The organism is Georgenia sp. H159 (genome assembly GCF_035607575.1).
Taxonomy (GTDB): domain Bacteria; phylum Actinomycetota; class Actinomycetes; order Actinomycetales; family Actinomycetaceae; genus Oceanitalea.
In genome coordinates this window covers 438,917-462,843 of the sequence record NZ_JAYDZY010000001.1, presented here as the reverse complement: position 1 = coordinate 462,843, position 23,927 = coordinate 438,917, and the positions used below count along the sequence as shown (strand labels likewise).

Sequence of the window (23,927 nt, the reverse complement as noted above, 5' to 3'; positions counted from 1 at the left end):
TCCTGGCACCGACAGTGCCGCTATCAGGTCTGCCACATGCCGATGAGGAGCGCGCCGGTGGCGATGAGTGCGCCACTGAGCTCGACGAGGATCGCCAGGCCCACGGCCCGCATCGCCAGGCCGGTGGAGCGTCGGGCCTCCCGCTGGTTCCGCACCCGCGCGCTCTCGGCGGCGTACACGCCGGCGACGAAGCCGATCGGCAGGCCGATCACCGGGATGACGAAGAAGCCGACGACGCCCGCTGCCGCGCCGATCACCAGGGTGCGGGTCGGGACACCGCCCTTGCCGAGGTAGCGGCCCGCGAGGAGGTACTTGCCGACCTCCGCGGCGACGACGGCGACCGCGGCGATGATCCCGACGGTCCAGCCGACCTGCCCGCCGGTGACCACCGCCCAGACGACGACGGCGGCGCCGACGAGGAAGCCGCCACCCGGGACGACCTGCACGACGGCGCCGACGAGCCCGATGATGACGACGATGAGGACGATCGCCTCGCCGAGGACGCCCATCAGCGGGTCAGCGCCACAGCGCCGCGATGGCGATGTTGAGGGTCGTGAGCGCGGCGATCGAGCCGATGAGGGCGCGGCTCGGGTCCTTCTTGCGGCTCGCGACGACGACCAGCGCGGTGACGACGGCGGCGACGACGAGCTTGATGCCGATCTTCATGTGGTTGACGTCGAAGTCGAGGGCCGCCTCGGCGACTCCCACCATGAGGATGCCGGTGATGAGCGCGGTGAGGACGCCGTGCAGGACGCCGGTGGCGAGCTTCGGCGTGCGCAGGTTGGTCACGGTCCCGCCGAGCACGATCGCCCAGCCGACGAAGTGGAGGAAGAGGAGGAGGTAGTACACGAAGGTCATGGCGCCAGCCTAGGCGAGTGCCGTCGTCGTCCCGTCCCGCGGTGCCGGGGCCTTGACCAGCAGGGCGCTCGTGTACCGGTTCTCACCGGCCCGCAGCCGCGCGTGGGTGCCGCTTCCCTCGAACGCGGCGAATCGTTCGAAGGGCCGGTGCAAAGGCCGCGGGATCCACGCGTCGAGGAGGGCACGGCGGCGGTCGTCGTCGCGCTCGAGCGCTGCGCAGACGTTCGGGGTGATGTCGCGGAGGTCCACCACCTCCAGCGAGCTGTCCCGCAGCGTGCCCCACAGCTCGACCATCTCCTGCGCCCCTCGGAGATCGGCGAACAGCAGGCTCCCGCCGGGGCGCAGCACCCGGTGCGCCTCACCGAGGAAGGTCTCCATCGAGGGGTAGCAGTGCGAGGACTCGACGTTGACGACGGCGTCGAAGGACCCGTCCGGGAACGGCAGGTCGAGGGCGTCGCCCTGGACGAAGCCGAGGCCCGGTGCGCGCCGGTGGCGCCGGCACAGGGCGACCGCGGCATGCGAGAGGTCGACCCCGGTCATGCTCCGCGGGGCGCGGTAACGGGCGAGGAATGAGGAACCCCCACCGCGCCCGCAGCCGACCTCCAGCACGTCGGCGCCGCGCAGGTCCGCGTCCCCGACGACGTGGTCGTAGAGCTGGATGCACATCCGGTCCGGCTCGTCGGCGGGCTCGAGCGCCAGCGGCTCCTGCCGCGGGTCGAGAGGTGCGTAGCCGTAGTTCATGAAGGCCCACTCCGGTCGGCGCACCCGAGCCGCGAGCACCTCGTACAGGGCCCGCCACGCGAGCTGACGCATGCTCATGCCTCAGGCTAGACCGGCGAAGAGGGTCGGGAGCCCCGGCCGCGGCACGGCGGCCGCGCGAGGAGCAGCGGTCAGATGAGCCGCCGAACCGCCGCCCAGCGGGTGAGCTCGTGGCGGGAGGAGAGCTGGAGCTTGCGGAGCACCGCCGAGACGTGGGTCTCCACCGTCTTGACCGAGATGAACAGCTCGCTGGCGACCTCCTTGTAGGAGTACCCGCGGGCGATGAGCCGCATGACCTCCTGCTCGCGGGCGGAGAGCCGGTCGAGCTCGTCGTCGGTCGTGGCGATGTCCTTGGCCGCCGTGCCGAAGGCGTCGAGGACGAACCCGGCCAGCCGCGGGGAGAAGACCGCGTCTCCCCCGGCGACCCGTCGCACGGCGTCGGCGAGCTCGGTCGGGGTGATCGCCTTGGTGACGTAGCCACGGGCGCCCGCCCGGATGACGCCGACGACGTCCTCGCTGGAGTCCGACACCGACAGGGCGAGGAACCGCGACGGCACGTCGCGGCACCAGGTGATGACGTCGATACCTCCCCCGCCGCGCCCGCCGGGCAGGTGGACGTCGAGCAGGACGACGTCGGGCTGGGTCTGCCGCACGACGGCGACGGCCGACTCGACGTCCGCCGCCTCCCCGACGACGAGGAGGTCGGGGGCGTGGGCCTCCAGCTCGCTGCGCACACCGCTGCGCACGAGGGAGTGGTCGTCGACGACGACGACCCTCAGCTGCTGCGTGGCCTGCTCCTGCGTCGAGCTCATGTCACTCTCCTGTCCGTGGTTCGGGCATCCGCAGGACGACCTCCGTGCCCTCCAGCCCGCTGGCGGGCCCCGTCCGGATCGTCACGCTCCCACCGTGCCGCTCGATGCGGCCGATGATCGAGTCCCGCACGCCGTGCCGGTCGGCCGGGACCGTCGTGAGGTCGAACCCGGCACCGCGGTCGCGCACGAACACCTCGGTCGTATCCTCCCCCACCTCGACGTAGAGGGACACCGGCGGTTCCCCGTGGACGACGGCGTTGCGCAGCGCCTCACGGGTGGCTGCCAGGAGGGCCTCGGTGGTCGCGTGCGGGGGCCGGTCCCCCGCGGTGACGACGTCGACGGCGACTCCGTGCTGGTCCTCGACCTCCCCGGCGACCTCCCGGAGGGCGGCGGCGACGGAGGTGCCCGCGGCGGGGCGGTCGGAGTACAGCCAGTGCCGCAGCTCGCGCTCCTGGGCGCGGGCGAGGCGGGCGACCTGGTCGGGGTCGTCGGCACGGGCCCGGATGAGGGAGAGGGTCTGGAGGACGGAGTCGTGGAGGTGGGCGGCGATGTCGGCGCGCTCCGCCTCGCGTGCCCTGGCGGTCCGCTCGGCGCTGAGGTCGCGCACGAGGCGCAGCCACACCGGCGCGAGCACGACCGCGACGCCGACGAGGATCGCGGTGCTCGCGACGATCCCGGACAGCAGCTCGTCCCCGCCCAGCCCGCGGCCGAGGAGCAGGACGACCCCGACGACGGCGAGCAGCAGGCCGCCCCCGACCCGGGCGGCCCGCTGCCAGCGCGACGCCGGCGGCCCGTCCTCCCCGGACAGGGACGAGTCGAGCTGCGTCCACACGAGCGCGGCGCCACCGACGACGACGAGGAGCGGCACCAGCCACTGGTTGGGCAGCGTCACGCCCACCCGCCACAGGATCAGCGCGACCGCGGCCAGGAGGAGCAGCAGGCCGACGACGACGTCGCTCGCCGAGACCGCCCGCGAGACCCCCCGCAGCCGGGGGGCCAGTCGGACGGTCGCCGCCGGACGGGCGGCGCTCGCGGCGTCGCGGGGGTCACCGCTCGGGACGAGCACCCACAGCCAGCCGTAGAGCACCACACCGGCGCCGAACGCGAGCGCGGCGAGCACGAGCGCCACCCGCACCCGGGAGACGGGCAGGTCGAGGTGCGCCGCGAGACCGGCACACACGCCGCCGACGCGGCGCCCGGCCATCGGCCGGCGGAGGGGCAGCCGCTCGAGGGAGGACGTCGTCACGGTCCGATCGTCACACGTCGGCCGCCCGCGCGGGAGGGCTCCCGCACGGTTCCAGGGGCATCCCCGGCCGATCCCGCTCCTCACCGGGGTGGGATCAGGGGCTTCCCCGATACCGGTGGCATCCCCGGCACGGTTGGCTGGGAGCATGAACGGTCAGAGTGCTCCGCACACCCCCTCCCCACCGCCGCCCTCACCCCCCGGCGGCTTCTTCGACTCCGTCCGCCGCCTCGGCATCTGGCGCTCCCAGGACCGCTGGGGTGCCGGCGTGGCTGCCGGCATCGCGCAGCGCTACGGGCTCGACCCGATCCTCGTCCGTGGCCTGTTCGTCGTCGCCACCATGTTCGGCGGGCTCGGGCTCGTCCTGTACGGGGTCGCCTGGGCACTGCTCCCCGAGGCCTCCGACGGGCGCATCCACCTCGAGCAGGCCGTCCGCGGCCACTTCGACATCGCCCTCGCCGGCGCACTGGCGGTGCTCATCATCGGGCTCAGCCGGCCGGTCTTCTGGTGGAGTGCCTCGTGGTGGGCCGTGCCGTGGGTCGTCGTGCTCGCCGGGATCATCGCCGTCGTCGTGGTGAGCCGCGACGGCAGGACCCGCACCGCACCCGCGGCCACCGCCGCCGGTTCTCCCGGACCCTCGTACCCCCCACCTCCCCACCCCGGCCACCCGGCCGGTGCAGCGGCCTTCGTCCAGCCCGACCCCACGAGCACCGCGGCAGACGCCGCCCAGTCCGGGTCGGCGTCCCGGCCCGCCTACGACATCCCGGAGGACCACGTGTCCCGACCCCCGTCCACCACCGGCGAACCGGCCTCCCCGCCGGGGCACGTCGCCGGCCTCCTCCCGGCCGGCGCAGCCACGGAGCCGCTCACCGCGAGCGCACCGCACGGCCCGGACGTCACCCAGCAGCTGCCGGACGACCAGCCCACCTACGCTCCGACCGAGCCCCTCGCCGCGCCGGACGTCACCCAGCAGCTCCCGGGCGACCACCCCGCGGCGCCCGAGTCGTCGACCGCGAGCGCCGACGAGGCGTGGACCGACGGCACCGAGGAGCGCGCAGGCTGGGCAGGGTCCGGCTGGGGATCGGGGTGGGGCTCGGGCGGTGGCTGGAACGCCGGCGAGCCGGGCACTCCCGGTCCGCCCCGGCCTCCGGTGCCGGTGCAGCCCCCCGTCCCGGGGCCCGGCTCGCGCACGACCAACCTCGTCCTCGCGCTGAGCCTGCTCGGCGCGGCCGGCGTGGCCCTCGCCCACCAGCAGGGTGCACTCGACGGCAACGCCTGGCTCGTCGGCGGTGGCGCGGTGCTCACGCTGCTCGGCCTCGGCGTCCTCGTCAGCGGGATGCGCGGCCGCACCCAGGGCGGCCTGGGGGTGCTCGCGCTGCTCCTCGCCCTGGTCATGGTGCCCGCGGCCGCCGCGACGGCCGCGCTGCCCGGCTTCGCACGCCTCGGGTCCTCGGCGACGACCTGGGCCGGTGACCCGACGTGGGCGCCCACGACCGCCGACCACGCCTCCGCCGGCTACTCCCTCGTCGCCGGTGAGCTCGTCGTCGACCTCAGCGACCTGGACGCCGACGAGGACGTCACCATCCCCGTCGGCGTGACGTTCGGGAACCTGCACCTCATCGTCCCGGAGGACGGGGACGTCACCGTCCACGCCAGTGTCGGGGGCGGCGAGGTCGTGGGACGGCTCGGCGAGGACTGGGACGGCCCGGGCCTGCCGATGTCGGGCTCCGGTGAGCAGTCCCTGACCAACGGAGCCGGCGTCAACGCCATGTTCAGCCGCGACGACGACGGGCGGGGCCCGGAGATCGTCGTCGACGCCGAGGTCAGCTTCGGCCAGATCCACATCGAGGAGACATCATGAGCGACCACCACGACACCCTGACCCACCGCACCGGCCCCCGCGTGGGCACCATCGTGTGGGGCGTCATCCTCGTCCTCCTCGGCCTGGGCGTGGCCGGCGTGGGGCTCGGTCTCACCATCGACCTGCAGGCCGCCCTCATCGGGCTGCTCGCCCTCGCCGGCGTCGGACTGCTCGTCAAGGCCCTCGTCGGCCGCGAGAGCTGAGCACGCAGGCCGCACATACGCCGAGAGCTGGACTCCTCCGAGGAGGGGTCCAGCTCTCGGCGTATGTGGAGGCTGGGTCGTCAGGCGACCGGTTCGCGAACCGGCTCACGCGCCGGCTCCAGGGCCACCGGGGCCTTGGCGAGCTGGTTCATGCCCAGGCCGAGGAAGACGAGCAGGACACCCAGGCCGATGACGAGGGCGGCCACGCCGTAGGAGACGACGGAGGTGAACAGCGAGGCGCGGAGGAAGGAGGCGTTCATCACCGAGGTGCGCTGCTCCTGCAGCTCCGTGTGCTCCGGGGTGCCCGGCTCGACCTCGCGCATCGCGGCGCCGAGCTCGGCGTAGGTGCGGCCCTCGGTCCCGGCCAGGGCGTGGGTGTTGATGATGTCGGCCTGGGCGTAGGCGGAGAACGGACCCTTGACCTCGGCCCCGGCGAGGAACGCGGCGTCCTCCGGGACGGTGATCTCCTCCGCCTTGAGCTGGCTGGTCACCAGACCCCAGGTGACTCCGCCGGCGAGGATGAAGACGATGCCGGCGATGATGGCGAGGAGGCCTGCCGTACGGGCGAGACCGGTGCCGCGAGTGGTGCTCATGATGTTTCCCTTTCGGTACTGGAACTCGTCGTGAGGTCCTGAGGACAACTCTGACATTCCGGATTGTCCGTTTTCGGGTCGATGGTCCCAGACGTCCCGGTTCGGGGCCTCAGCACACCGTGAGCCGCGTCACTGCGCCGGGTGCAGCGCTCGCTCGTAGAGCCGGTCGCAGGCCGCGAGCACGTCGGCCCAGTCGGCGGCCGGCGGCGTCCTGTGCGCGTGCTGACGGAGTCGGCGATGCAGGTCCTGGTCCTCGGCCAGGCGCACGATCGCGTCGGTCAGGGCCCCGTCGGCAGCCGCGTCGTCCAGGCCGTCGCCCCGGTCGGGGGTGAGGAGCCCGTCGACGCCGTCGGTGATGTACTCGCTCACGCCGGTGCCACGGCCGGCGACGACGGGCAGACCGGCGGCGCGCGCCTCGAGGGCGGCGATGCCGAAGGCCTCGAGCCGCGCCGGGGCGATGAACACGTGCTCATCGGCGTACCGCCGGGCGAGCTCGGCGCGCTCCAGCCGCCCGACGAGCGACACGACCTCGCCGAGGCCCAGCCGCTTCACCAGGGTGCGGACCCGCGCCTCCTCGGGCCCCGCCCCGATGACGGTGAGGTGGACGCGCGGCGCGCCGGACGGGTCGGCCCCCAGCCTGCGGTGCGCGGCCGCGACGAGCTCGACGAGGGGTGCCACGCGCTTGCGGGGTGCCAGCCGCTGGGTCGCCACCAGGCGCAGCGGCCCGGAGGACACGTCCGGGGGCGCCGAGGGCCGCCAGTCCGCGACGGCGAGCCCGTTGGGCAGCACGAGGACGTCGTCGCGCCCCAGCATCCGGGCGACGCGCTCGCCCGCCACCCGCGAGACGGCCGAGACTGCGGCCGGTCGGTGCGACATCCCGGGGACCCGCAGGACGGCCCCGTAGAGGCCGACGACGCCGTCGAGCATGGAGTGCCAGGTGACCGCGAGAGGCACGCCCGTGAGGCGGGCCGCGACCATCCCGTCCACCGCGAACGGTGAGACGACACCGGCGTGGACGTGGACGACGTCGGGGCGCAGCCGCGTCATCGCCTCCCGCAGCAGCCAGGGACCGCGCGGGTTGACCGGCAGCCCGAAGGTGACGGCCGACGCCATCCGGTGGACGCGCACGCCGGAGTCCAGGACGCGGGTGGCGCGGCGCGTCCCGTCCGCGCCCGCCGTGGCCGTCGCGACGTGGACCTGGTGCCCGGCCTGGACCTGACGGCCCGCGAGGTCGTGCACCTGCGTCTCGATGCCTCCCGTGCGTGGGGGGAAGCAGTCCGAGACGTGGAGGACCCTCACTCCCACTCGATGGTGCCCGGCGGCTTGCTCGTGACGTCGAGCACCACCCGGTTGACCTCGGGGACCTCGTTGGTGATGCGGCTGGAGATACGGGCGAGCACGTCGTAGGGCAGCCGGGACCAGTCGGCGGTCATCGCGTCCTCCGAGCTCACCGGGCGCAGGACGATCGGGTGCCCGTAGGTGCGGCCGTCGCCCTGCACGCCCACCGAGCGGACGTCGGCGAGGAGGACGACGGGGCACTGCCAGATGTCGCGGTCCAGGCCGGCGGCGGTGAGCTCGGCGCGGGCGATGGCGTCGGCCGCGCGGAGCACGCCCAGTCGTTCCGCGTCGACGGCGCCGACGATCCGGATGCCGAGACCCGGGCCTGGGAACGGCTGGCGCCACACGATGCTCTCCGGGACGCCGAGCTCGAGGCCGACGGCCCGCACCTCGTCCTTGAACAGGGTGCGCAGCGGCTCGACGAGCTCGAACTGGAGGTCGTCGGGCAGCCCGCCGACGTTGTGGTGGGACTTGATGTTGGCCGCGCCCTCACCGCCGCCGGACTCGACGACGTCGGGGTAGAGCGTGCCCTGGACGAGGAAGCGCACCTCCTCGTCGTGGCCGCCCTCGGCGACGATCTCGCGCGCAGCCTGCTCGAAGGTCCGGATGAACTCACGGCCGATGATCTTCCGCTTGGTCTCGGGGTCGGAGACCCCGGCGAGGGCGTCGAGGAACTGGTCGGTGGCGTCGACGACCTTGAGGTTGACGCCCGTGGCGGCGACGAAGTCCTCCTCGACCTGCTCGGCCTCCCCGGCCCGCAGGAGGCCGTGGTCGACGAAGACGCAGGTGAGCTGGTCACCGACGGCACGCTGGACGAGCGCGGCGGCGACCGAGGAGTCCACTCCCCCGGACAGTCCGCAGATCACGCGTGCGCTGCCGACCTGCTCACGGATCGCGGCGACCTGTTCGGCGATGACGTTGCCGGCCGTCCAGGTGGGCTTCAGGCCGGCGCCGTCGTAGAGGAACCGCTCGAGGGCGGCCTGGCCGAAGTCGGAGTGCCTGACCTCCGGGTGCCACTGGATCCCGAAGAGCCGCCGCTCGCGGTCCTCGAAGGCTGCGACGGGTGCGCCGGGCGAGGTGGCCAGCACCTCGAAGCCCTCGGGCGCCTGCTGGACGGCGTCCCCGTGGCTCATCCACACCTGCTGCCGCTCGGGGGTGCCCTCGAGGAGGGAGCCCGCGGCACACAGCTCGACGACGGTCGCGCCGTACTCGCGCTCGCCGGTCCGTGCCACCGTCCCGCCGAGGGCCGAGGCCATCGCCTGGAAGCCGTAGCAGATGCCCAGCACCGGCACCCCGGCCGCGAACAGGGCGGGGTCCACGCCCGGGGCGTCCTCGGCGTACACCGACGCCGGGCCGCCGGAGAGGATGAGCGCCGCCGGGTCCTTGGCCAGCACCCGCTCGACGGGCATCGTGTGCGGCACGATCTCGGAGTACACCCCCGCCTCGCGGACGCGGCGGGCGATGAGCTGGGCGTACTGGGCGCCGAAGTCGACGACGAGGACGGGGCGGGGCGTGCTGGCCCGCTCTGCGGTGGTGGGGGCGTCGGTCATGCTCACCGGGCCAGCGTAGTCGCGTGGCGGGAGACCACACTCGGGAGGTCCGCCGCGAACCATGCCGCAGCCCGGTGCTCCATGACGAAGGACAGGACGGGCACGACACCGGCGACGACGAGTGCCGCCATCCGGCCCAGACCCCACCGCATCGTCGACCACAGGTTGAACACGCTGATGAGGTAGACGACGTAGATCCAGCCGTGGGCGAAGGGGACCCACCCGATCCAGGCCTCGACGTCCGGCCCGACCCCGACGAGGTAGACGAGGATCATCTCCACGCAGAGCAGCAGCAGCATGACGCCGGTGACGAACGCCATCACCTGGTAGAAGCGCCACGCGCCCCGTGCCTTGCGCTCGCGCTCGGCGCGCAACGCCGCGTTCGGTCCGCCCGGTGCGGCCGTCGTGTTCTCGGTCACTGGTCCTCCCCTGCGCCCGCGCGCGCGGGCCGCCGTCCCAGTGTCTCAGGCCGCCCGGGCCCGACGAAAACAGGCTGCCCGTGGGTTCCGCCGCGGCATAGGCTGCCGTCTCGTGCTCGACGTTCCGACCGGCCATCCCGGTCACCCCCCGCTCACCTCCCCGATGGCGTTCCTCACCTGGACCGCCCGGCGGGGATGGCGCACGCTCGCCGTCGCCTGCCTGCTCGCCTCCACCGTCTCCCTCTCGGGCGCGGCCGTGCCCCTGCTCCTCGGTCTCGCGCTCGACACCGGTCTGGAGGAGGGCGTCTCCGCCCGGCTGCTGTGGCTCGCCCTCGCGCTCGTCGGGGTCGGCCTGGTGAGCGCGGTGGCCACCACTTTCGGGCACGCGGCGGAGGTCGGCGGCTGGCTGCACGGCGCCTTCACCAGCTCCCGGCTCGTCGGTCACCACGTCACGCGTACGGGTCCGGCGATCGGGGAGGAGCTGCCCACTGGCGAGGTCGTGAGCGCCGTGGCCAACGACTCCTTCCACATCGGCAACGTCCTGGAGCTGCTGCCCGCCTTCGTCGGGGGCGTCGCCGGCTACCTCGCCGTGACGATCTACATGCTCCAGGCCTCCCCCACCCTGGGCCTCGTCGTCGCGCTCGGTCTCCCGGTCGTCACCGTCATCGTCTCCCTCCTCATCAAGCCGCTCCAGGCCCGTCAGCGGGCCCAGCGCGACGCGGCGGGGAGGCTGGCCACGCTCGCGACCGACACCGTCTCCGGCCTGCGCATCCTGCGGGGCATCGGCGGCGAGGACGTCTTCGCCGAGCGCTACCACGCCCAGTCCCAGCGCGTGCGCCGGGCGGGGGTGCGGGTGGCCGGCGTGTCCTCGGTGCTCGAGGCGCTCCAGGTGCTGCTGCCTGGCCTGTTCCTCGCCTGCGTCGTGTGGCTCGGTGCGCGGCTGGCGATCACCGGGGAGATCTCCCCCGGTGAGCTCGTCACCTTCTACGGCTTCACCGCCTTCCTGTCCGAGCCGCTGCGCTGGGTGACCCAGTTCATCAACTTCTTCACCCGGGCCCGGGTGGCCGCACGCAAACTCATCGGGGTCCTGTCGGTGACGCCGGAGGCCGGGACGCTGGCCGAGTCGGAGGCCGCCGACTCCCTGCCCCGCCCCGCCGTGCCGGAGGGACCCGGCACGGTCGTCGACGAGCGCACCGGCCTGGCGCCGCTGCCCGGCGCGCTCACCGCCGTCGTCGCCCCGAGCCCCGGTGAGGCCGAGGAGCTCGCCGGCCGGCTCGGCAGGCTCGACGACCGCGTCCCGGGGACGGTCCTGCTCGACGGCGTGCCGCTGCACGACCTCCCGCTCGAGGAGGTGCGCCACCGCGTCGTCGTCGCCTCCGCCACGCCGCAGCTGTTCACGGGCACGCTGCGTGAGGCGCTGGACGCCCGGGACGCCGCCCTGGAGGACGGCGAGCTGCTGCGCGCCCTCCACACGGCCGACGCCCACGACGTCCTGGAGTCCCTGCCGGAGGGCCTGGACGGCGCCATCACCGAGAAGGGCCGCTCGCTGTCCGGCGGGCAGCGCCAGCGCGTCGCCCTCGCCCGGGCCCTGCTCACCGACCCGCAGGTCCTCGTGCTGGTCGAGCCGACCAGTGCGGTCGACGCCCACACCGAGGCGCGGATCGCCGCGCGGCTCGCCAACTACCGGCGGGGCCGCACGACCGTGGTCCTCACCGCGTCCCCGCTCGTCCTCGAGCACGCCGACGACGTCGTCCTGCTCGACGACGGTGCCGTGCGGGCCCGGGGACGTCACCGGGACCTCCTCACCCGCGCCGCGGCCGGCGACCCGGAGGCCCTCGCCTACCACGACGTCGTCGGTCGGTCCCTCGCCACCACGGAGGTGCGCTGATGCAGCTGCCCGTCGCCGACGCCGCCCGCGTCCGGTCCGTCGCCGGCCGCCTGCTGCGCGCCTACCGGGGACGGCTCGTCGGGGTGGTCCTGCTCCAGGCGCTCGCGGCCGTCGCCGCACTCGCCCTGCCGTGGCTGCTCGGCGGGCTCGTCGACGCCGTCGTCACCGGGACCACCCGCCGGTACGTCGACACCGTCGCGCTGTGGCTGGTGGGTGTCGTCGTCGCCCAGGCCGTCATCACCCGCTTCGCCCAGCGCAACGCCATGGTGCTCGGTGAGGAGGTCTTCGCCGAGCTGCGCGAGCGCTTCCTGTCCGGTGTCACGCACCTTCCGCTGTCCACCGTCGAGCGCGCCGGCACCGGCGACCTGCTCGGCCGGACCACCAACGACATCGACCGCATCCAGTGGGCGGTGCGCTTCGGCGTCCCCCGCGTGCTCGTCACCGCCACGACCATCGCGCTCACCTTCGGTGCGGCGCTGCTCGCCGCCCCCCTCGTCGCCCTGGCGATGCTCGTCGGGCTGCCCGTCCTGGTCGAGGCGACCCGCCGGTACCTGCGCAGGTCCGCCCCGGCCTACCGCGCGAACGCCGCCGCCTACGCGGACCTCAACGGCACGCTCACCGAGTCCGTCGAGCACGCCGCGACGGTCGACGCGCTGGCGCTGGGACGCCGCCGCCGGGCACGTCTCGACGGGGCCGTCGGCGCGGCCTGGGAGACGGAGAAGGTGACCCTGCGGCTGCGGATGTTCGTGTTCTTCTGGTCCGTGGTCTCGTTCGCGCTGCCCGTCGCGGCCGTCGTGCTGTGGGGCGCCCACCTCACCGCGGCGGGCCTGTCGACGATCGGTGCCGTGACGACGGTCGCGCTCTACGTCATCCAGATCCGCGGGCCGCTGTTCGAGCTGCTCATGTGGGTTGACGAGATCCAGGTGGCGACGGCGAGCCTGGCCCGGATCATCGGCATCGAGCTCGTCGAGCCGGACCGCCGCCCCGGCCCGGCCCGGCCCGAGCGCGAGGAGATCAGCGCCGCGTCGGTCCGGTACGCCTACCGGGCGGGTGAGGACGTCCTGCACGGCATCGACCTGGCGCTCACCCCGGGCGAGCGGCTGGCGATCGTCGGCCCGTCCGGGGCGGGCAAGTCGACCTTCGGGCGGATGCTCGCCGGCATCCACCCCCCGACCGGGGGCCGGGTGACGATCGACGGCGTCCCGCTCGTCGACCTCCCGGAGCACGAGCTGCGCCGGCACGTCGCGCTCGTCACCCAGGAGCACCACGTCTTCGTCGGGTCGGTCGCCGAGAACCTGCGCCTCGCCAAGCACGACGCCGACGACGACGAGCTGGCCCGCGCCCTCGCCGCGGTCGACGCGGCGGAGTGGGTGGCCGCCCTCCCGGACGGCCTGGAGACCGCGGTCGGCTCCGGCGGGGTGACGCTGACACCGGCACAGGCTCAGCAGCTCGCCCTGGCGCGGCTCGTCCTGCTCGACCCGCACACCCTCGTGCTCGACGAGGCCACCAGCCTGCTCGACCCCCGCGCGGCCCGGCACCTCGAGCGCTCGCTGTCCGCGCTGCTCACCGGCCGCACCGTCGTCGCCATCGCCCACCGGCTGCACACGGCCCACGACGCGGACCGGGTCGCCGTCATGGAGGACGGCCGCATCGCCGAGATCGGCCCCCACCACGAGCTCGTCACCGCCGGCGGCGAGTACGCCGCGCTGTGGGAGTCCTGGCAGCAGGAGTAGCCCGACGCTCAGCGAGGCGTGATCCGCACGACGGGCAGCCGCTCGCCCACGTCGGCCGGCCACGGCTGCCCCGGCTCGAGCGGGTCCAGCCGCAGGGCGCGGCTCAGCGCGCGGGCGGTGCGGGGGTGCCGGCGCCGGTAGCGCTCGAGGACTGCAACCGCCTCGGCCGGCTCCAGCACCTCGGCGCGGGCGCTGCGTCCTGCTCCCCAACCGGACCACAGGCGCACCCGAGGGTCCGCGCTGACGTTGCGCAGCCACTGCGCCGACCACCCGTAGCCCGAGACGACGACGTGCGCGGGCCCCTCACGCACCACGGTCTCGAGCACGACGTGCCGCACCTGCCCCGACCGTCGGCCGCGGTGGTCGACGAGGACCAGTCGACCGCCGAACACTCCCCCGAGCCCCAGTCGGAAGACCCAGATCGGAGCTCGGGCGAGGGCGCGCGGGATACGGCGGGCGGGACGTGACGACGGGCTCACCCGTCCAGGCTGGCACGGCCCACCCCGCCGCTCGACCGAATACTGCGCTGGGCAGTGTCCTGCACGTCTGCTCGCTCCTCGCGCACCGGCTGTGAGCCGGGGCCTCGTCCGTCAGTCGCCGGACCCGGCGAGCCGCCTCTCCCGCACGTCGTCACGCAGCACCTTGAGCCAGAAGACCACGGCGAACAGCGCGAACGCCCACCACTCGACGGCGTACGCCAGGCTCTGCACGTTCGGGTCGGTGTCGAGCTCCTCCAGCGGGGAGGGTGCCGGCGCGAGCCCGCCCGGCTGCGGTGGCTGCTCGAGGACGAGGTAGGCGCTGTACATCGGCGTCCCCCACGTCCCGGCCAGCTCACCGGCGCTGATGCCGCCCGCGAAGCCGTCCGGGAGGCCTGCGTCGCCCGCGGCCTCGGAGTCGCTGAGCATGCCCACGACCTCCAGCCGGCCGGCCGGTGGCGCCGGTGCCGTGACCTGCCCGTCCGTGACGGCCCCGGCCTCCAGCCGGTCGGCGAGCGCCCCCTCCTCGGGGAGCCAGCCGCGCAGGACCGGCATGATGGCGCCGTCGTGCGGCCCGCCGTCGACGTGGAAGGCGCTGACGACGAGGAGCGCGTCCCGCCCGTCGACGTTCCGTCCCGGCACGAGCACCTGCTGGGCGGGGTCGAAGCTGCCCTGGAGACTGACGCGCCTGCCCAGGTGCTCGCCGGTGAAGCGGCTCTGCGGTGCGAGCACCTCCTCGACGGGGACCGCGGGGGCGGCCAGGAGCTCCTCGCGCTCGATGCGCGCGGCCTCGGCCCCGCGGATCCCGGCCCGGTCGAGCTGCCAGAGACCCAGCCGCGTGCACACGGCCGCGACGACGACCACGGCGAGCAGCAGCACGACCATGCGCGTGGTCGTCGCTGCCCGCAGCCAGTCACGGGCGTCGGCCCGGGGGCGCGCGGAGGTGGACACCCACCCAGGGTAGTTCGCGGGGCACACCGTCTCGGGTGGCTGGGGGCAGAATGAGCCGCAAGGCTGGACCGTGACCGACGACACAGGGAGAGCTCACCCATGACCACCGCCCCCGTCTCCGCCGCCGTGTGGCGCCGCCGCAACGAGCAGGGCACCGACGACGCCACGCTCGCCCGCATCGACGCGTGGTGGCGCGCCGCCAACTACCTGTCGGTCGGGCAGATCTACCTGCGCGACAACCCGCTCCTTCGCGACCCCCTGCAGGCGGACCACGTCAAGGCCCGGCTCCTCGGTCACTGGGGCACCACGCCCGGTCTCAACTTCATCTACGCCCACGCCAACCGCGCGATCCGCGACCACGAGCAGCCGGCCATGTACATCACCGGCCCCGGCCACGGCGGGCCGGGCCTGGTGGCCAACACCTACCTCGAGGGCACGTACTCCGAGATCTACTCCGACATCACCCAGGACACCGAGGGGCTGCGCCGCCTCTTCCGCCAGTTCTCCTTCCCCGGCGGCATCCCCTCCCACGTCGCGCCGGAGACCCCCGGCTCGATCCATGAGGGTGGCGAGCTCGGCTACGCGCTGTCACACGCCTACGGCGCCGTCTTCGACAATCCCGACCTGCTCGCGTTCGCGGTGGTGGGCGACGGCGAGGCCGAGACCGGTCCGCTCGCCGCGAGCTGGCACTCCAACAAGTTCCTCAACCCGCGCACCGACGGCGTCGTGCTGCCGATCCTGCACCTCAACGGGTACAAGATCGCCAACCCCACGGTGCTCGCCCGCATCGACGAGGACGAGCTCACCGACCTCATGCGCGGCTACGGCCACCGGCCCTACGTCTTCACCGCCGGCTTCGACGACGAGGGCCACGCCTCCGTCCACGCCCGGTTCGCGGCTCTCCTCGACGAGGTCCTCGACGAGATCGCCCAGATCAAGCAGCAGGCCGCGGAGACCGACCCGGAGGAGGTGGAGCGGCCCCGGTGGCCGATGATCGTGCTGCGCACCCCCAAGGGCTGGACCTGCCCCGACACCGTCGACGGCCAGCAGGTCGAGGGCTCGTGGCGGTCGCACCAGGTGCCGCTGGCGAACGCACGCGACACCCCCGAGCACATGCAGGTCCTCGAGGACTGGATGAGGAGCTACCGGCCCGAGGAGCTCTTCGACGACGACGGCCGCCTCGTCGAGGACGTCGCCTCCCTCGCCCCCGCGGGACCACTGCGGATGAGCGACAACCCGAGCACCAACGGCGGGCTGCTGCTGCGCGACCTGCGCCTCCCGGACGTCGGTGACTTCGCCGTCGACGTCCCCGCACCGGGCGCGTCGGTCACCGAGTCCACCCGGGTGCTGGGCCAGTGGCTCACCGAGGTCATGCGGCGCAACCCGGACAACTTCCGGCTCTTCGGGCCGGACGAGGTGGCGTCCAACCGGCTCCAGGCCGTCTACGACGTCACCGCCAAGCAGTGGAACGCCGACCTCCTTCCGACGGACCGCGAGGAGCACCTGGCGCGCGTCGGGAGGGTGATGGAGGTGCTCTCCGAGCACCAGTGCCAGGGCTGGCTCGAGGGCTACCTCCTCACCGGCCGCCACGGCCTGTTCACGTCCTACGAGGCCTTCATCCACATCGTCGACTCGATGGTCAACCAGCACCTCAAGTGGCTCAAGGTGACCGGCGAGCTGCCGTGGCGACGCCCCATCGCCTCGCTGAACTACCTGCTCAGCTCGCACGTGTGGCGCCAGGACCACAACGGCTTCTCCCACCAGGACCCGGGGTTCATCGACCACGTCGTCAACAAGGGCGCCGACGTCGTGCGCGTCTACCTGCCGCCGGACACCAACACCCTGCTCGCGACCTACGACCACGTGCTGCGCACCCGCCAGTACGTCAACGTCGTCGTCGCCGGGAAGCAGCCCGGCCCGGACTTCCTCACGATGGAGGAGGCCCTGGACCACTGCAGCCGCGGGGTGGGCATCTGGGAGTGGGCGGGCACCGAGGAGGAGGGCAGCGACCCCGACGTCGTCCTCGCCTGCGCCGGCGACATCCCCACCCTGGAGGTCCTCGCGGCGGCCGACCTGCTGCGCCGCCACCTGCCGGAGCTGCGGGTGCGGGTGGTCAACGTCGTCGACCTCATGCGCCTCCAGGACGTCACCGAGCACCCGCACGGGATGAGCGACCGGGACTTCGACACGGTCTTCACGACCGACAAGCCGGTGATCTTCGCCTACCACGGCTACCCGTGGCTCATCCACCGGCTCACCTATCGCCGCACCGGCCACAAGCACCTCCACGTGCGCGGCTACAAGGAGAAGGGCACGACGACCACCCCCTTCGACATGGTCATGCTCAACGACCTCGACCGCTACCACCTGGTCATGGACGTCATCGACCGGGTGCCCGGCCTCGGGTCGCGGCACGCGGGGCTGCGGCAGCGGATGTCCGACGCCCGGCTGGCGGCACGGCGGTACACCCGCGAGCACGGCACCGACATCCCCGAGGTCGCCGAGTGGCAGTGGCCGGACGTCGGGGAGACGGGGACCGCGGCAGGCGGCCCCCAGTACGACACCGGGGCGGACAACGAGTAGGCGGTCGCCGCACCGGCCGCGCAGCGCGGCCGGTGTGGCCCGACACACACGGACAACCGGGACAAAGTCCCGGGGCCCGCTCGGACCGGCGGGAGAGACTGGCTGGGCGGTCGTCCGGCCAGCACGGAAGGAGACGTCGTGGCGCGCAGCATCTACATCGCCTCACCGGAGGGGCACACCGGCAAGTCGATCATCGCCCTCGGGCTCGTCGACCTGTTCGTCCGGCGGGTGGAGCGCGTCGGGATCTTCCGACCGGTCGTGCCCGCCGGCACCGAGCGGGACAACGTCCTGGAGCTGCTGCTCTCGCACGACGGCGTCGACCTGCCCTACGAGGACTGCGTCGGGGTCACCTACGACGAGGTCCACGCCGACGAGAACGCGGCGCTGAGCCGCATCGTCCAGCGCTTCCACGCGGTGGAGCAGCGCAGCGACATCGTCGTCATCGTCGGCTCGGACTACACCGACGTCGCCGGACCGGCCGAGCTGGCGTTCAACGGGCGGGTGGCCGCGAACCTCGGGGCGCCCGTCCTCCTCGCGGTCCGTGCGCTGGACCGCACGGTCGAGGAGATCGAGCAGGTCGTCGACATCGCCAGCAGCGAGCTGCGCTCCGACCACGCGAGCATCGCCGCCGTCGCCATCAACCGCTGCGAGCCGGAGCGCGTCGACGAGGTGCAGCAGGCCCTGTCGCGGCTCAGCGTGCCCGTCTGGACCTTCCCCGAGCTGCCCCTGCTGTCCGCCGCGACGATGGGGGACCTCGTCGAGGCGCTCGACGGCACGGTCATCGCGGGTGACGACGCCCTCCTCGCCCGTGAGGCGGAGTCGATCCTCGTGTGCGGCATGAACGTCGAGCACATCCTCGAGCGGCTCAAGGAGGGGCAGGTGGCCATCGCCGCCGGTGACCGCTCCGAGGTCCTCATCGCGCTGGCCGCCGCGCACGCCTCCCAGAACTTCCCCTCGCTCGCGGGCATCGTCCTCAACGGCGGGTACCAGCCCAACGCCGCCGTCGGCACCCTCGTCGAGGGGCTGGGCCGGTCGTTGCCGATCGTCACCACCGAGCACAACACCTACGAGTCGGCCCGCATCGCCTCGACCACCCGCGGGCTCATCTCGCGCGGCAGCCAGCGCAAGCGGGACCTCGCGCTGAGCGCCTTCGAGCGCAGCGTCGACGGTGAGTCGGTGCTCGCGGCCCTCGACGTGCCCCGCAGCAGCGTCGTCACGCCCCTGATGTTCGAGGCCGAGCTCATCGAGCGGGCCCGCACGGACCGCAAACACATCGTGCTGCCGGAGGGGACCGACGACCGCATCCTACGGGCGGCGAGCACGCTGCTCTCCCGGGGCGTCGCCGACCTCACCCTCCTCGGTGTCGAGAGCGACGTCCGCGGCCGGGCGAGCGAGCTGGGCCTGGACATCGACGCCGCCGCCGTCGTCGACCCGCGCACGAGCGAGCTCCTCGAGCCCTTCGCGCGGGAGTACACGGCGCTGCGTGCCCACCGGGGCATGACGATGGAGCGGGCACTGGAGATCATGCCGAGCGTCTCGTACTTCGGCACGATGATGGTGCACCTGGGTCACGCCGACGGCATGGTCTCCGGCGCGCGGCACACGACGGCGCACACCATCAAGCCGTCCTTCGAGATCATCAAGACCCGTCCGGGCACCTCGATCGTCTCCTCGGTGTTCCTCATGTGCCTGGCCGACCGCGTCCTCGTCTACGGCGACTGCGCCGTCAACCCCGACCCCGACGCCGAGCAGCTCGCCGACATCGCGATCTCCTCCGCGGAGACCTCCGCCCAGTTCGGGATCGAGCCCCGGATCGCGATGCTGTCCTACTCGACGGGCACGTCCGGCAGCGGCGCGGAGGTCGACAAGGTGCGTGCCGCCACGACGATCGTCCGCGAGAGCCGCCCCGACCTCTCCGTCGAGGGACCGATCCAGTACGACGCCGCCGTGGACGCCTCGGTCGCGCAGACCAAGCTCCCGGAGTCCGACGTCGCGGGGCGCGCGACCGTCTTCATCTTCCCCGACCTCAACACGGGCAACAACACCTACAAGGCGGTGCAGCGCTCGGCGGGCGCCGTCGCGATCGGACCGGTCCTCCAGGGCCTGAACAAGCCCGTCAACGACCTGTCCAGGGGCGCCCTCGTGGGCGACATCGTCAACACCGTGGCCATCACCGCCATCCAGGCGCAGGCCAGCGAGGAGCAGCAGTGAGCAGCACCGTCCTAGTCATCAACTCCGGCTCCTCCTCGATCAAGTACCAGCTCATCGAGCCGGACGAGGGCACCGTCGTCGCCTCCGGCCTCGTCGAGCGCATCGGCGAGGGCTCGGGGCACCTGCGCCACACCTACCGCGGCAAGGACACCACGCTCGCCGAGCCGGTGCCCGACCACGGCGCCGGCCTGCGCCGGGTGCTCGAGCTCTTCGCCGAGGTCGGGCCCGACCTCGCCAGCGCGGGGATCGTCGCGGTGGGACACCGGGTGGTCCAGGGCGGTGCCCGCTACTCCGGGCCCGTCCTCGTGGACGAGAAGGTGCTCGCCGACATCGAGGAGCTCATCCCGCTCGGGCCGCTGCACAACCCGGCCAACCTGCGTGGCATCGAGGTGGCCCGTGAGCTGCTCCCGGACGTCCCCCACGTCGCAGTCTTCGACACCGCGTTCTTCTCCGAGCTCCCCGACTCCGCGGCGACCTACGCGCTCGACCGCGAGGTGGCGACGAGGTACCGGGTCCGCCGCTACGGGGCCCACGGCACCTCCCACCAGTACGTGTCCCGCACGGCGGCCGAGGTCGTCGGGCGACCGCTCGCCGAGCTGCGCCAGATCGTCCTGCACCTCGGCAACGGCGCGTCGGCCTCCGCCGTGGTCGGTGGCCGGGCCGTCGACACGTCGATGGGGATGACGCCCCTCGAGGGCCTCGTCATGGGCACGCGCACCGGCGACATCGACCCCGCCGTCATCTTCCACCTGCACCGCAACGCCGGGATGGGCGTCGACGAGATCGACGACCTGTTCAACCGCCGCTCCGGGCTCAAGGGGCTCGCGGGGCACAACGACGTCCGCGAGATCCACCGGCTCGTCGCCGAGGGGGACGCCGCGGCCCGCCTCGCGCTCGACGTCTACAGCCACCGGCTGCGCAAGTACATCGGCGCCTACGCCGCCGTCATGGGTGGCCTCGACGTGCTGACCTTCACCGCGGGCATCGGGGAGAACGACGACATCGTCCGCTCCGAGGCGCTGGCGGGCCTGGAGTTCCTCGGCATCGAGCTCGACCCCGAGCGCAACGCCGGGCGCGTGAAGGAGCCGAAGGTCGTCTCCACCGACTCCTCGGCGGTCACCGTGCTCGTCGTGCCCACCCGCGAGGAGCAGGAGATCGCCCAGCAGACCCTCTCGCTGCTCTGACCGTCAGCCGGCGGTGCCGGACTCCTCCTCGAGCTCGCCCCCCTCGGTCGAGTCCGGGTCGGACGCTGACCCGTCCTCGCGCGCTGGCGTGCCGTCGTCGTCGGCGTCGTCGGCCGTCGGTGCGATGACGAGCGGGTCCTCGCCGTAGTAGGTGCCGCGGAACCGCGGGCGCATGAGGTTCTCGGCCGACAGCACCTCGTCGATCTCCTCCTCGGTGAGCAGGCCCCACTCGAGGACGATGTCGCGCACCCCCCGCCCGGTCCGGGCGGCCTCGCGGCCCACCCGGTCACCGTTGTGGTGCCCGATGATCGGGTTGAGGAAGGTCACCAGGCCGATCGAGTTCATCACGTTCTCCCGGCACACGTCCTCGTTGGCGGTGACGCCGGCGACGCACCGCCGGTCGAGGGTGTCGCACGCCCGGGTGAGCAGGGAGATCGACTCGAAGGTCGCCGTCGCGATGACCGGCTCCATGACGTTGAGCTGCAGCTGGCCCGCGTCGGCCGCCATCGTCACCGTCGTGTCGTTGCCGATGACGCTGAAGCACACCTGGTTGACGACCTCGGGGATCACCGGGTTGACCTTGGCCGGCATGATCGAGGAGCCGGCCTGCATCTCCGGCAGGTTGATCTCACCCAGGCCGGCCCGCGGCCCGGAGGAGAGCAGCCGCAGGTCGTTGCAGATCTTGCCGACCTTGACCGCCACCCGCTTGAGCGCGGCGTGCATCGAGACGTAGGCACCGGTGTCGGACGTCGCCTCGATGAGGTTCTCCGAGCGGACCACGGGCAGACCACTCACCTCGGCGAGGTTCGCGACCGCCCGCACGGTGTACCCGGGCGGGGTGTTGAGCCCGGTGCCGATCGCCGTCGCGCCGAGGTTGACCTCCAGGAGCAGCGCCTGGTTGCGCCGGAGGTTGAGCAGCTCCTCGGTGATGAGCGCGGCGAAGGCCGCGAACTCCTGCCCCAGCGTCATCGGGACGGCGTCCTGCAGCTGGGTGCGGCCCATCTTGAGCACGTGGGAGAACTCGTGGCCCTTGGCGGTGAGCGTGGCCGCGAGCGCCTCGAGGCGGTCCTTGAGCCGGTCGACGGCCTGGTGGACCGCGATCCGCAGCCCGGTCGGGTAGGCGTCGTTGGTCGACTGGCTCTTGTTGACGTGGTCGTTGGGGTGGACGACGTCGTAGCGTCCCTTGGGCAGCCCGAGCCGCTCGAGGGCGAGGTTGGCGATGACCTCGTTGACGTTCATGTTCACCGAGGTGCCCGCGCCGCCCTGGTAGACGTCGACGGGGAACTGGTCGAGACACCGGCCGGTCTCGAGCATCTCGTCGCACGCGCCGACGATGGCGTCGGCGACGTCCCGCGGCAGGGTGCGCAGCTCCCGGTTGGTCAGTGCCGAGGCCTTCTTGACCAGCACCATGCCCCGCACGAGGTCGGGCAGGTCGCGCACCCTCGTCCCGGAGAGCGCGAAGTTCTCCACCGCCCGCAGCGTGTGGATGCCCCAGTAGACCTCGCCGGGGATCTCGCGCTGGCCGAGCAGGTCCTCCTCGGTCCGCGTGGCCGCCATCAGCGCGCGGGGCGGGTCATCGAGGCCACGTCGAGGGCGGCGTCGAGCTGCTCCGGCGTGATCTCACCGCGCTCCACGTAGCCCAGTGCCTCGACGGCCTCGCGGACGGTCGTGCCGTTGGCCACCGCGTGCTTGGCGATGGCCGCGGCGGCCTCGTAGCCGATGACCCGGTTGAGGGGCGTGACGATCGACGGCGAGGACTCCGCCAGGGCGCGGGCACGCTCGACGTTCGCGGTGATGCCGTCCACCGTGCGGGTGGCCAGCGCGACGCTCGAGCTGGCCAGGAGCGTGATCGACTCGAGCAGGTTCCGGGCGATGACCGGGAGCATGACGTTGAGCTCGAAGGACCCGGTGGTGCCCGCGAAGGCGATGGTCGCGTCGTTGCCGATGACCTGGGCGCAGACCATCGCGGTGGCCTCGGGGATCACCGGGTTGACCTTGCCCGGCATGATCGAGGAGCCCGGCTGCAGGTCCGGGATGGCGATCTCGCCCAGCCCGGTGTTCGGGCCGGAGCCCATCCAGCGGAGGTCGTTGCAGATCTTGACGAGCGAGACCGCGACGGTCCGCAGCGCACCGGACATCTCCACGGCGCTGTCCTGGGCGCTCTGCGCCTCGAAGTGGTTCTTCGCCTCGGTGACCGGCAGGCCGGTGTGCTCGGCGATGAGCGTGATGACGCGGGGGGCGAAGCCGAGCGGCGTGTTGATGCCGGTGCCCACGGCGGTGCCACCGAGCGCGAGCTGGGCGAGACGGGGCAGGGCTGCCTCGACGCGCTCGATGCCGAGGCGGATCTGCGCCGCGTAGCCGCCGAACTCCTGCCCGAGGGTGACGGGGGTGGCGTCCATGAGGTGGGTGCGCCCCGCCTTGACGACGTCGGTGAACTCCGCCGCCTTGGCCTCGAGGGAGGCGGCCAGAGCCTGCAGGGCCGGGACCAGCTCCTTGACGACCGCCTCGGTCGCGGCGATGTGGATCGAGGAGGGGAAGACGTCGTTGGACGACTGCGAGGCGTTGACGTGGTCGTTGGGGTGGACCGACCGTCCCAGCAGGGTGGCCGCGATGTTGGCGACGACCTCGTTGGTGTTCATGTTCGACGACGTGCCGGAGCCGGTCTGGAAGACGTCCACCGGGAAGTGCTCGTCGTGCTCCCCCGTGATGACCTGCTCCGCGGCCTCGGCGATGGCGCGAGCGACGTCCTCCTCGATGACGCCGAGCTCGGCGTTGGTCAGCGCCGCTGCGCGCTTGATCTGGGCCAGCGCCGCGATGTGGTGACGTGACAGCCGCGTCCCGGAGATGGTGAAGTTCTCCACCGCACGCTGCGTCTGCGCGCTGTAGAGCGCCCCGCGGGGGACCCGCACCTCCCCCATCGTGTCGTGCTCGATCCGGAAGTCGGCTTCGTCCTGCGTCACTGCTGCTCCAAAGCTGGTGGGGGTGCGGGGGGGTTACTTCTCGTCGAGGTCCGAGCTCAGCAGCTCGGCGAGGGAGTCCAGGGCCTCGTCGGCGCCGTCGCCCTCGGCCGTGATCGTCACGCTCTCCTGGTACTTCGCGCCGAGGGTCATGACGCCGAGGATGCTCGTCGCGTCGACCGGGTCGCTGCCGTCCTTGCTGATCTTGACCGGGAGACCGGTCTCGCCGGCCGCCTTGACGAAGAGGGACGCCGGCCGGGCGTGGAGCCCGACCTTCGAGCCGATGGTGACAGTGCGCTCTGCCATGG

At 73.0% G+C, this 23,927-nt stretch carries 21 protein-coding genes; 7 read left to right on the top strand and 14 right to left on the bottom strand.

All coding sequences use genetic code 11. From position 1 onward, the window contains the following. Nucleotides 1-23: 23 nt before the first annotated feature. The 5 genes from VR894_RS02210 to VR894_RS02190 all read right to left on the bottom strand — a co-directional run bounded on the left by VR894_RS02210 (nt 24) and on the right by VR894_RS02190 (nt 3,675). Nucleotides 24-509, bottom strand: coding sequence for a DUF456 domain-containing protein (locus tag VR894_RS02210; protein ID WP_324649669.1), 486 nt, complete (start codon nt 507-509; stop codon nt 24-26). Nucleotides 510-516: 7 nt separating this feature from the next. Further along, nucleotides 517-858, bottom strand: a complete 342-nt coding sequence (locus VR894_RS02205; protein ID WP_324649668.1) for a hypothetical protein — start codon at nt 856-858, stop codon at nt 517-519. A 9-nt stretch (nt 859-867) separates the two neighbouring features. After that, complete coding sequence (locus VR894_RS02200; protein WP_324649667.1) at nt 868-1,677, bottom strand: class I SAM-dependent methyltransferase; 810 nt, start codon at nt 1,675-1,677, stop codon at nt 868-870. Between the two features lie 71 nt (nt 1,678-1,748). After that, nucleotides 1,749-2,429: a response regulator transcription factor gene (locus VR894_RS02195; protein ID WP_324649666.1), complete on the bottom strand. Its 681-nt coding sequence runs from the start codon at nt 2,427-2,429 to the stop codon at nt 1,749-1,751. A gap of 1 nt (nt 2,430) precedes the next feature. Then, a complete protein-coding gene (locus VR894_RS02190) occupies nt 2,431-3,675 on the bottom strand; it encodes a PspC domain-containing protein (protein ID WP_324649665.1) in 1,245 nt (414 codons plus the stop codon). A 145-nt stretch (nt 3,676-3,820) separates the two neighbouring features. Here VR894_RS02190 and VR894_RS02185 point away from each other — a divergent pair, with 145 nt between their 5' ends. Both VR894_RS02185 and VR894_RS02180 read left to right on the top strand, forming a co-directional pair. Next, entirely contained in the window at nt 3,821-5,533 is a 1,713-nt protein-coding gene (locus VR894_RS02185) for a PspC domain-containing protein (RefSeq protein ID WP_324649664.1), read from the top strand. Continuing rightward, entirely contained in the window at nt 5,530-5,736 is a 207-nt protein-coding gene (locus VR894_RS02180; RefSeq protein WP_324649663.1) for a hypothetical protein, read from the top strand. Before VR894_RS02185 ends, VR894_RS02180 begins: the two co-directional genes overlap by 4 nt. An 80-nt stretch (nt 5,737-5,816) precedes the next feature. Here VR894_RS02180 and VR894_RS02175 read toward each other — a convergent pair whose 3' ends face one another. From VR894_RS02175 to VR894_RS02160, 4 genes are all read right to left on the bottom strand, one after another. Continuing rightward, nucleotides 5,817-6,329 carry an aromatic ring-opening dioxygenase LigA gene (locus VR894_RS02175; protein WP_324649662.1) on the bottom strand — a complete coding sequence of 171 codons (513 nt, stop codon included), beginning with the start codon at nt 6,327-6,329 and terminating at the stop codon, nt 5,817-5,819. A gap of 129 nt (nt 6,330-6,458) precedes the next feature. Beyond that, entirely contained in the window at nt 6,459-7,628 is a 1,170-nt protein-coding gene (locus VR894_RS02170; protein WP_324649661.1) for a glycosyltransferase family 4 protein, read from the bottom strand. Further along, nucleotides 7,625-9,217 (bottom strand): glutamine-hydrolyzing GMP synthase, encoded by a 1,593-nt coding sequence (gene guaA / locus VR894_RS02165; RefSeq protein WP_324650038.1) that lies wholly within the window; start codon nt 9,215-9,217, stop codon nt 7,625-7,627. Before guaA ends, VR894_RS02170 begins: the two co-directional genes overlap by 4 nt. 2 nt (nt 9,218-9,219) lie before the next feature. Beyond that, nucleotides 9,220-9,636 carry a DUF3817 domain-containing protein gene (locus VR894_RS02160; RefSeq protein WP_324649660.1) on the bottom strand — a complete coding sequence of 139 codons (417 nt, stop codon included), beginning with the start codon at nt 9,634-9,636 and terminating at the stop codon, nt 9,220-9,222. A 112-nt stretch (nt 9,637-9,748) separates the two neighbouring features. Between VR894_RS02160 and VR894_RS02155 the strand changes: the two genes are divergently transcribed. Further along, nucleotides 9,749-11,524: an ABC transporter ATP-binding protein gene (locus tag VR894_RS02155; protein ID WP_324649659.1), complete on the top strand. Its 1,776-nt coding sequence runs from the start codon at nt 9,749-9,751 to the stop codon at nt 11,522-11,524. Beyond that, entirely contained in the window at nt 11,524-13,257 is a 1,734-nt protein-coding gene (locus VR894_RS02150; protein ID WP_324649658.1) for an ABC transporter ATP-binding protein, read from the top strand. The genes VR894_RS02155 and VR894_RS02150 overlap by 1 nt, the downstream gene beginning before the upstream one ends. An 8-nt stretch (nt 13,258-13,265) precedes the next feature. On the opposite strand, the gene VR894_RS02145 is transcribed toward VR894_RS02150, so the two are convergent. Further along, nucleotides 13,266-13,736, bottom strand: a complete 471-nt coding sequence (locus tag VR894_RS02145) for a nitroreductase family deazaflavin-dependent oxidoreductase (RefSeq protein ID WP_324649657.1) — start codon at nt 13,734-13,736, stop codon at nt 13,266-13,268. Nucleotides 13,737-13,847: 111 nt separating this feature from the next. Beyond that, nucleotides 13,848-14,684 (bottom strand): SURF1 family protein, encoded by an 837-nt coding sequence (locus tag VR894_RS02140; protein WP_324649656.1) that lies wholly within the window; start codon nt 14,682-14,684, stop codon nt 13,848-13,850. 99 nt (nt 14,685-14,783) lie between these two features. Here VR894_RS02140 and VR894_RS02135 point away from each other — a divergent pair, with 99 nt between their 5' ends. From VR894_RS02135 to VR894_RS02125, 3 genes are all read left to right on the top strand, one after another. Continuing rightward, on the top strand, nt 14,784-17,267 hold the full coding sequence (locus tag VR894_RS02135) for a phosphoketolase family protein (RefSeq protein ID WP_324649655.1): 2,484 nt from the start codon (nt 14,784-14,786) through the stop codon (nt 17,265-17,267). A gap of 138 nt (nt 17,268-17,405) precedes the next feature. Further along, nucleotides 17,406-19,478 carry a phosphate acetyltransferase gene (gene pta, locus VR894_RS02130; RefSeq protein ID WP_324649654.1) on the top strand — a complete coding sequence of 691 codons (2,073 nt, stop codon included), beginning with the start codon at nt 17,406-17,408 and terminating at the stop codon, nt 19,476-19,478. Then, nucleotides 19,475-20,662, top strand: a complete 1,188-nt coding sequence (locus VR894_RS02125; protein WP_324649653.1) for an acetate kinase — start codon at nt 19,475-19,477, stop codon at nt 20,660-20,662. The genes pta and VR894_RS02125 overlap by 4 nt, the downstream gene beginning before the upstream one ends. 3 nt (nt 20,663-20,665) lie before the next feature. Here the strand turns inward: VR894_RS02125 and aspA are convergent, their stop codons facing one another. From aspA to VR894_RS02110, 3 genes are all read right to left on the bottom strand, one after another. Then, nucleotides 20,666-22,222: an aspartate ammonia-lyase gene (aspA, locus tag VR894_RS02120; protein ID WP_416380802.1), complete on the bottom strand. Its 1,557-nt coding sequence runs from the start codon at nt 22,220-22,222 to the stop codon at nt 20,666-20,668. Continuing rightward, nucleotides 22,219-23,580 (bottom strand): class II fumarate hydratase, encoded by a 1,362-nt coding sequence (locus VR894_RS02115; RefSeq protein WP_416380801.1) that lies wholly within the window; start codon nt 23,578-23,580, stop codon nt 22,219-22,221. Before VR894_RS02115 ends, aspA begins: the two co-directional genes overlap by 4 nt. 75 nt (nt 23,581-23,655) lie before the next feature. Continuing rightward, the gene (locus tag VR894_RS02110) at nt 23,656-23,925 is read right to left on the bottom strand and encodes an HPr family phosphocarrier protein (protein WP_324649650.1); all 270 of its coding nucleotides are present in this window, start codon (nt 23,923-23,925) and stop codon (nt 23,656-23,658) included. Nucleotides 23,926-23,927 lie beyond the last annotated feature (2 nt).

Bases quoted from the DNA above. Each gene is read 5' to 3' on its own strand.
- VR894_RS02210 (WP_324649669.1), bottom strand. From the start codon at position 509: ATGGGCGTCCTCGGCGAGGCGATCGTCCTCATCGTCGTCATCATCGGG.
- VR894_RS02205 (WP_324649668.1), bottom strand. From the start codon at position 858: ATGACCTTCGTGTACTACCTCCTCCTCTTCCTCCACTTCGTCGGCTGG.
- VR894_RS02200 (WP_324649667.1), bottom strand. From the start codon at position 1,677: ATGAGCATGCGTCAGCTCGCGTGGCGGGCCCTGTACGAGGTGCTCGCG.
- VR894_RS02195 (WP_324649666.1), bottom strand. From the start codon at position 2,429: ATGAGCTCGACGCAGGAGCAGGCCACGCAGCAGCTGAGGGTCGTCGTC.
- VR894_RS02185 (WP_324649664.1), top strand. From the start codon at position 3,821: ATGAACGGTCAGAGTGCTCCGCACACCCCCTCCCCACCGCCGCCCTCA.
- VR894_RS02180 (WP_324649663.1), top strand. From the start codon at position 5,530: ATGAGCGACCACCACGACACCCTGACCCACCGCACCGGCCCCCGCGTG.
- VR894_RS02175 (WP_324649662.1), bottom strand. From the start codon at position 6,329: ATGAGCACCACTCGCGGCACCGGTCTCGCCCGTACGGCAGGCCTCCTC.
- guaA (WP_324650038.1), bottom strand. From the start codon at position 9,217: ATGACCGACGCCCCCACCACCGCAGAGCGGGCCAGCACGCCCCGCCCC.
- VR894_RS02150 (WP_324649658.1), top strand. From the start codon at position 11,524: ATGCAGCTGCCCGTCGCCGACGCCGCCCGCGTCCGGTCCGTCGCCGGC.
- VR894_RS02135 (WP_324649655.1), top strand. From the start codon at position 14,784: ATGACCACCGCCCCCGTCTCCGCCGCCGTGTGGCGCCGCCGCAACGAG.
- VR894_RS02115 (WP_416380801.1), bottom strand. From the start codon at position 23,580: ATGGGGGAGGTGCGGGTCCCCCGCGGGGCGCTCTACAGCGCGCAGACG.
- VR894_RS02110 (WP_324649650.1), bottom strand. From the start codon at position 23,925: ATGGCAGAGCGCACTGTCACCATCGGCTCGAAGGTCGGGCTCCACGCC.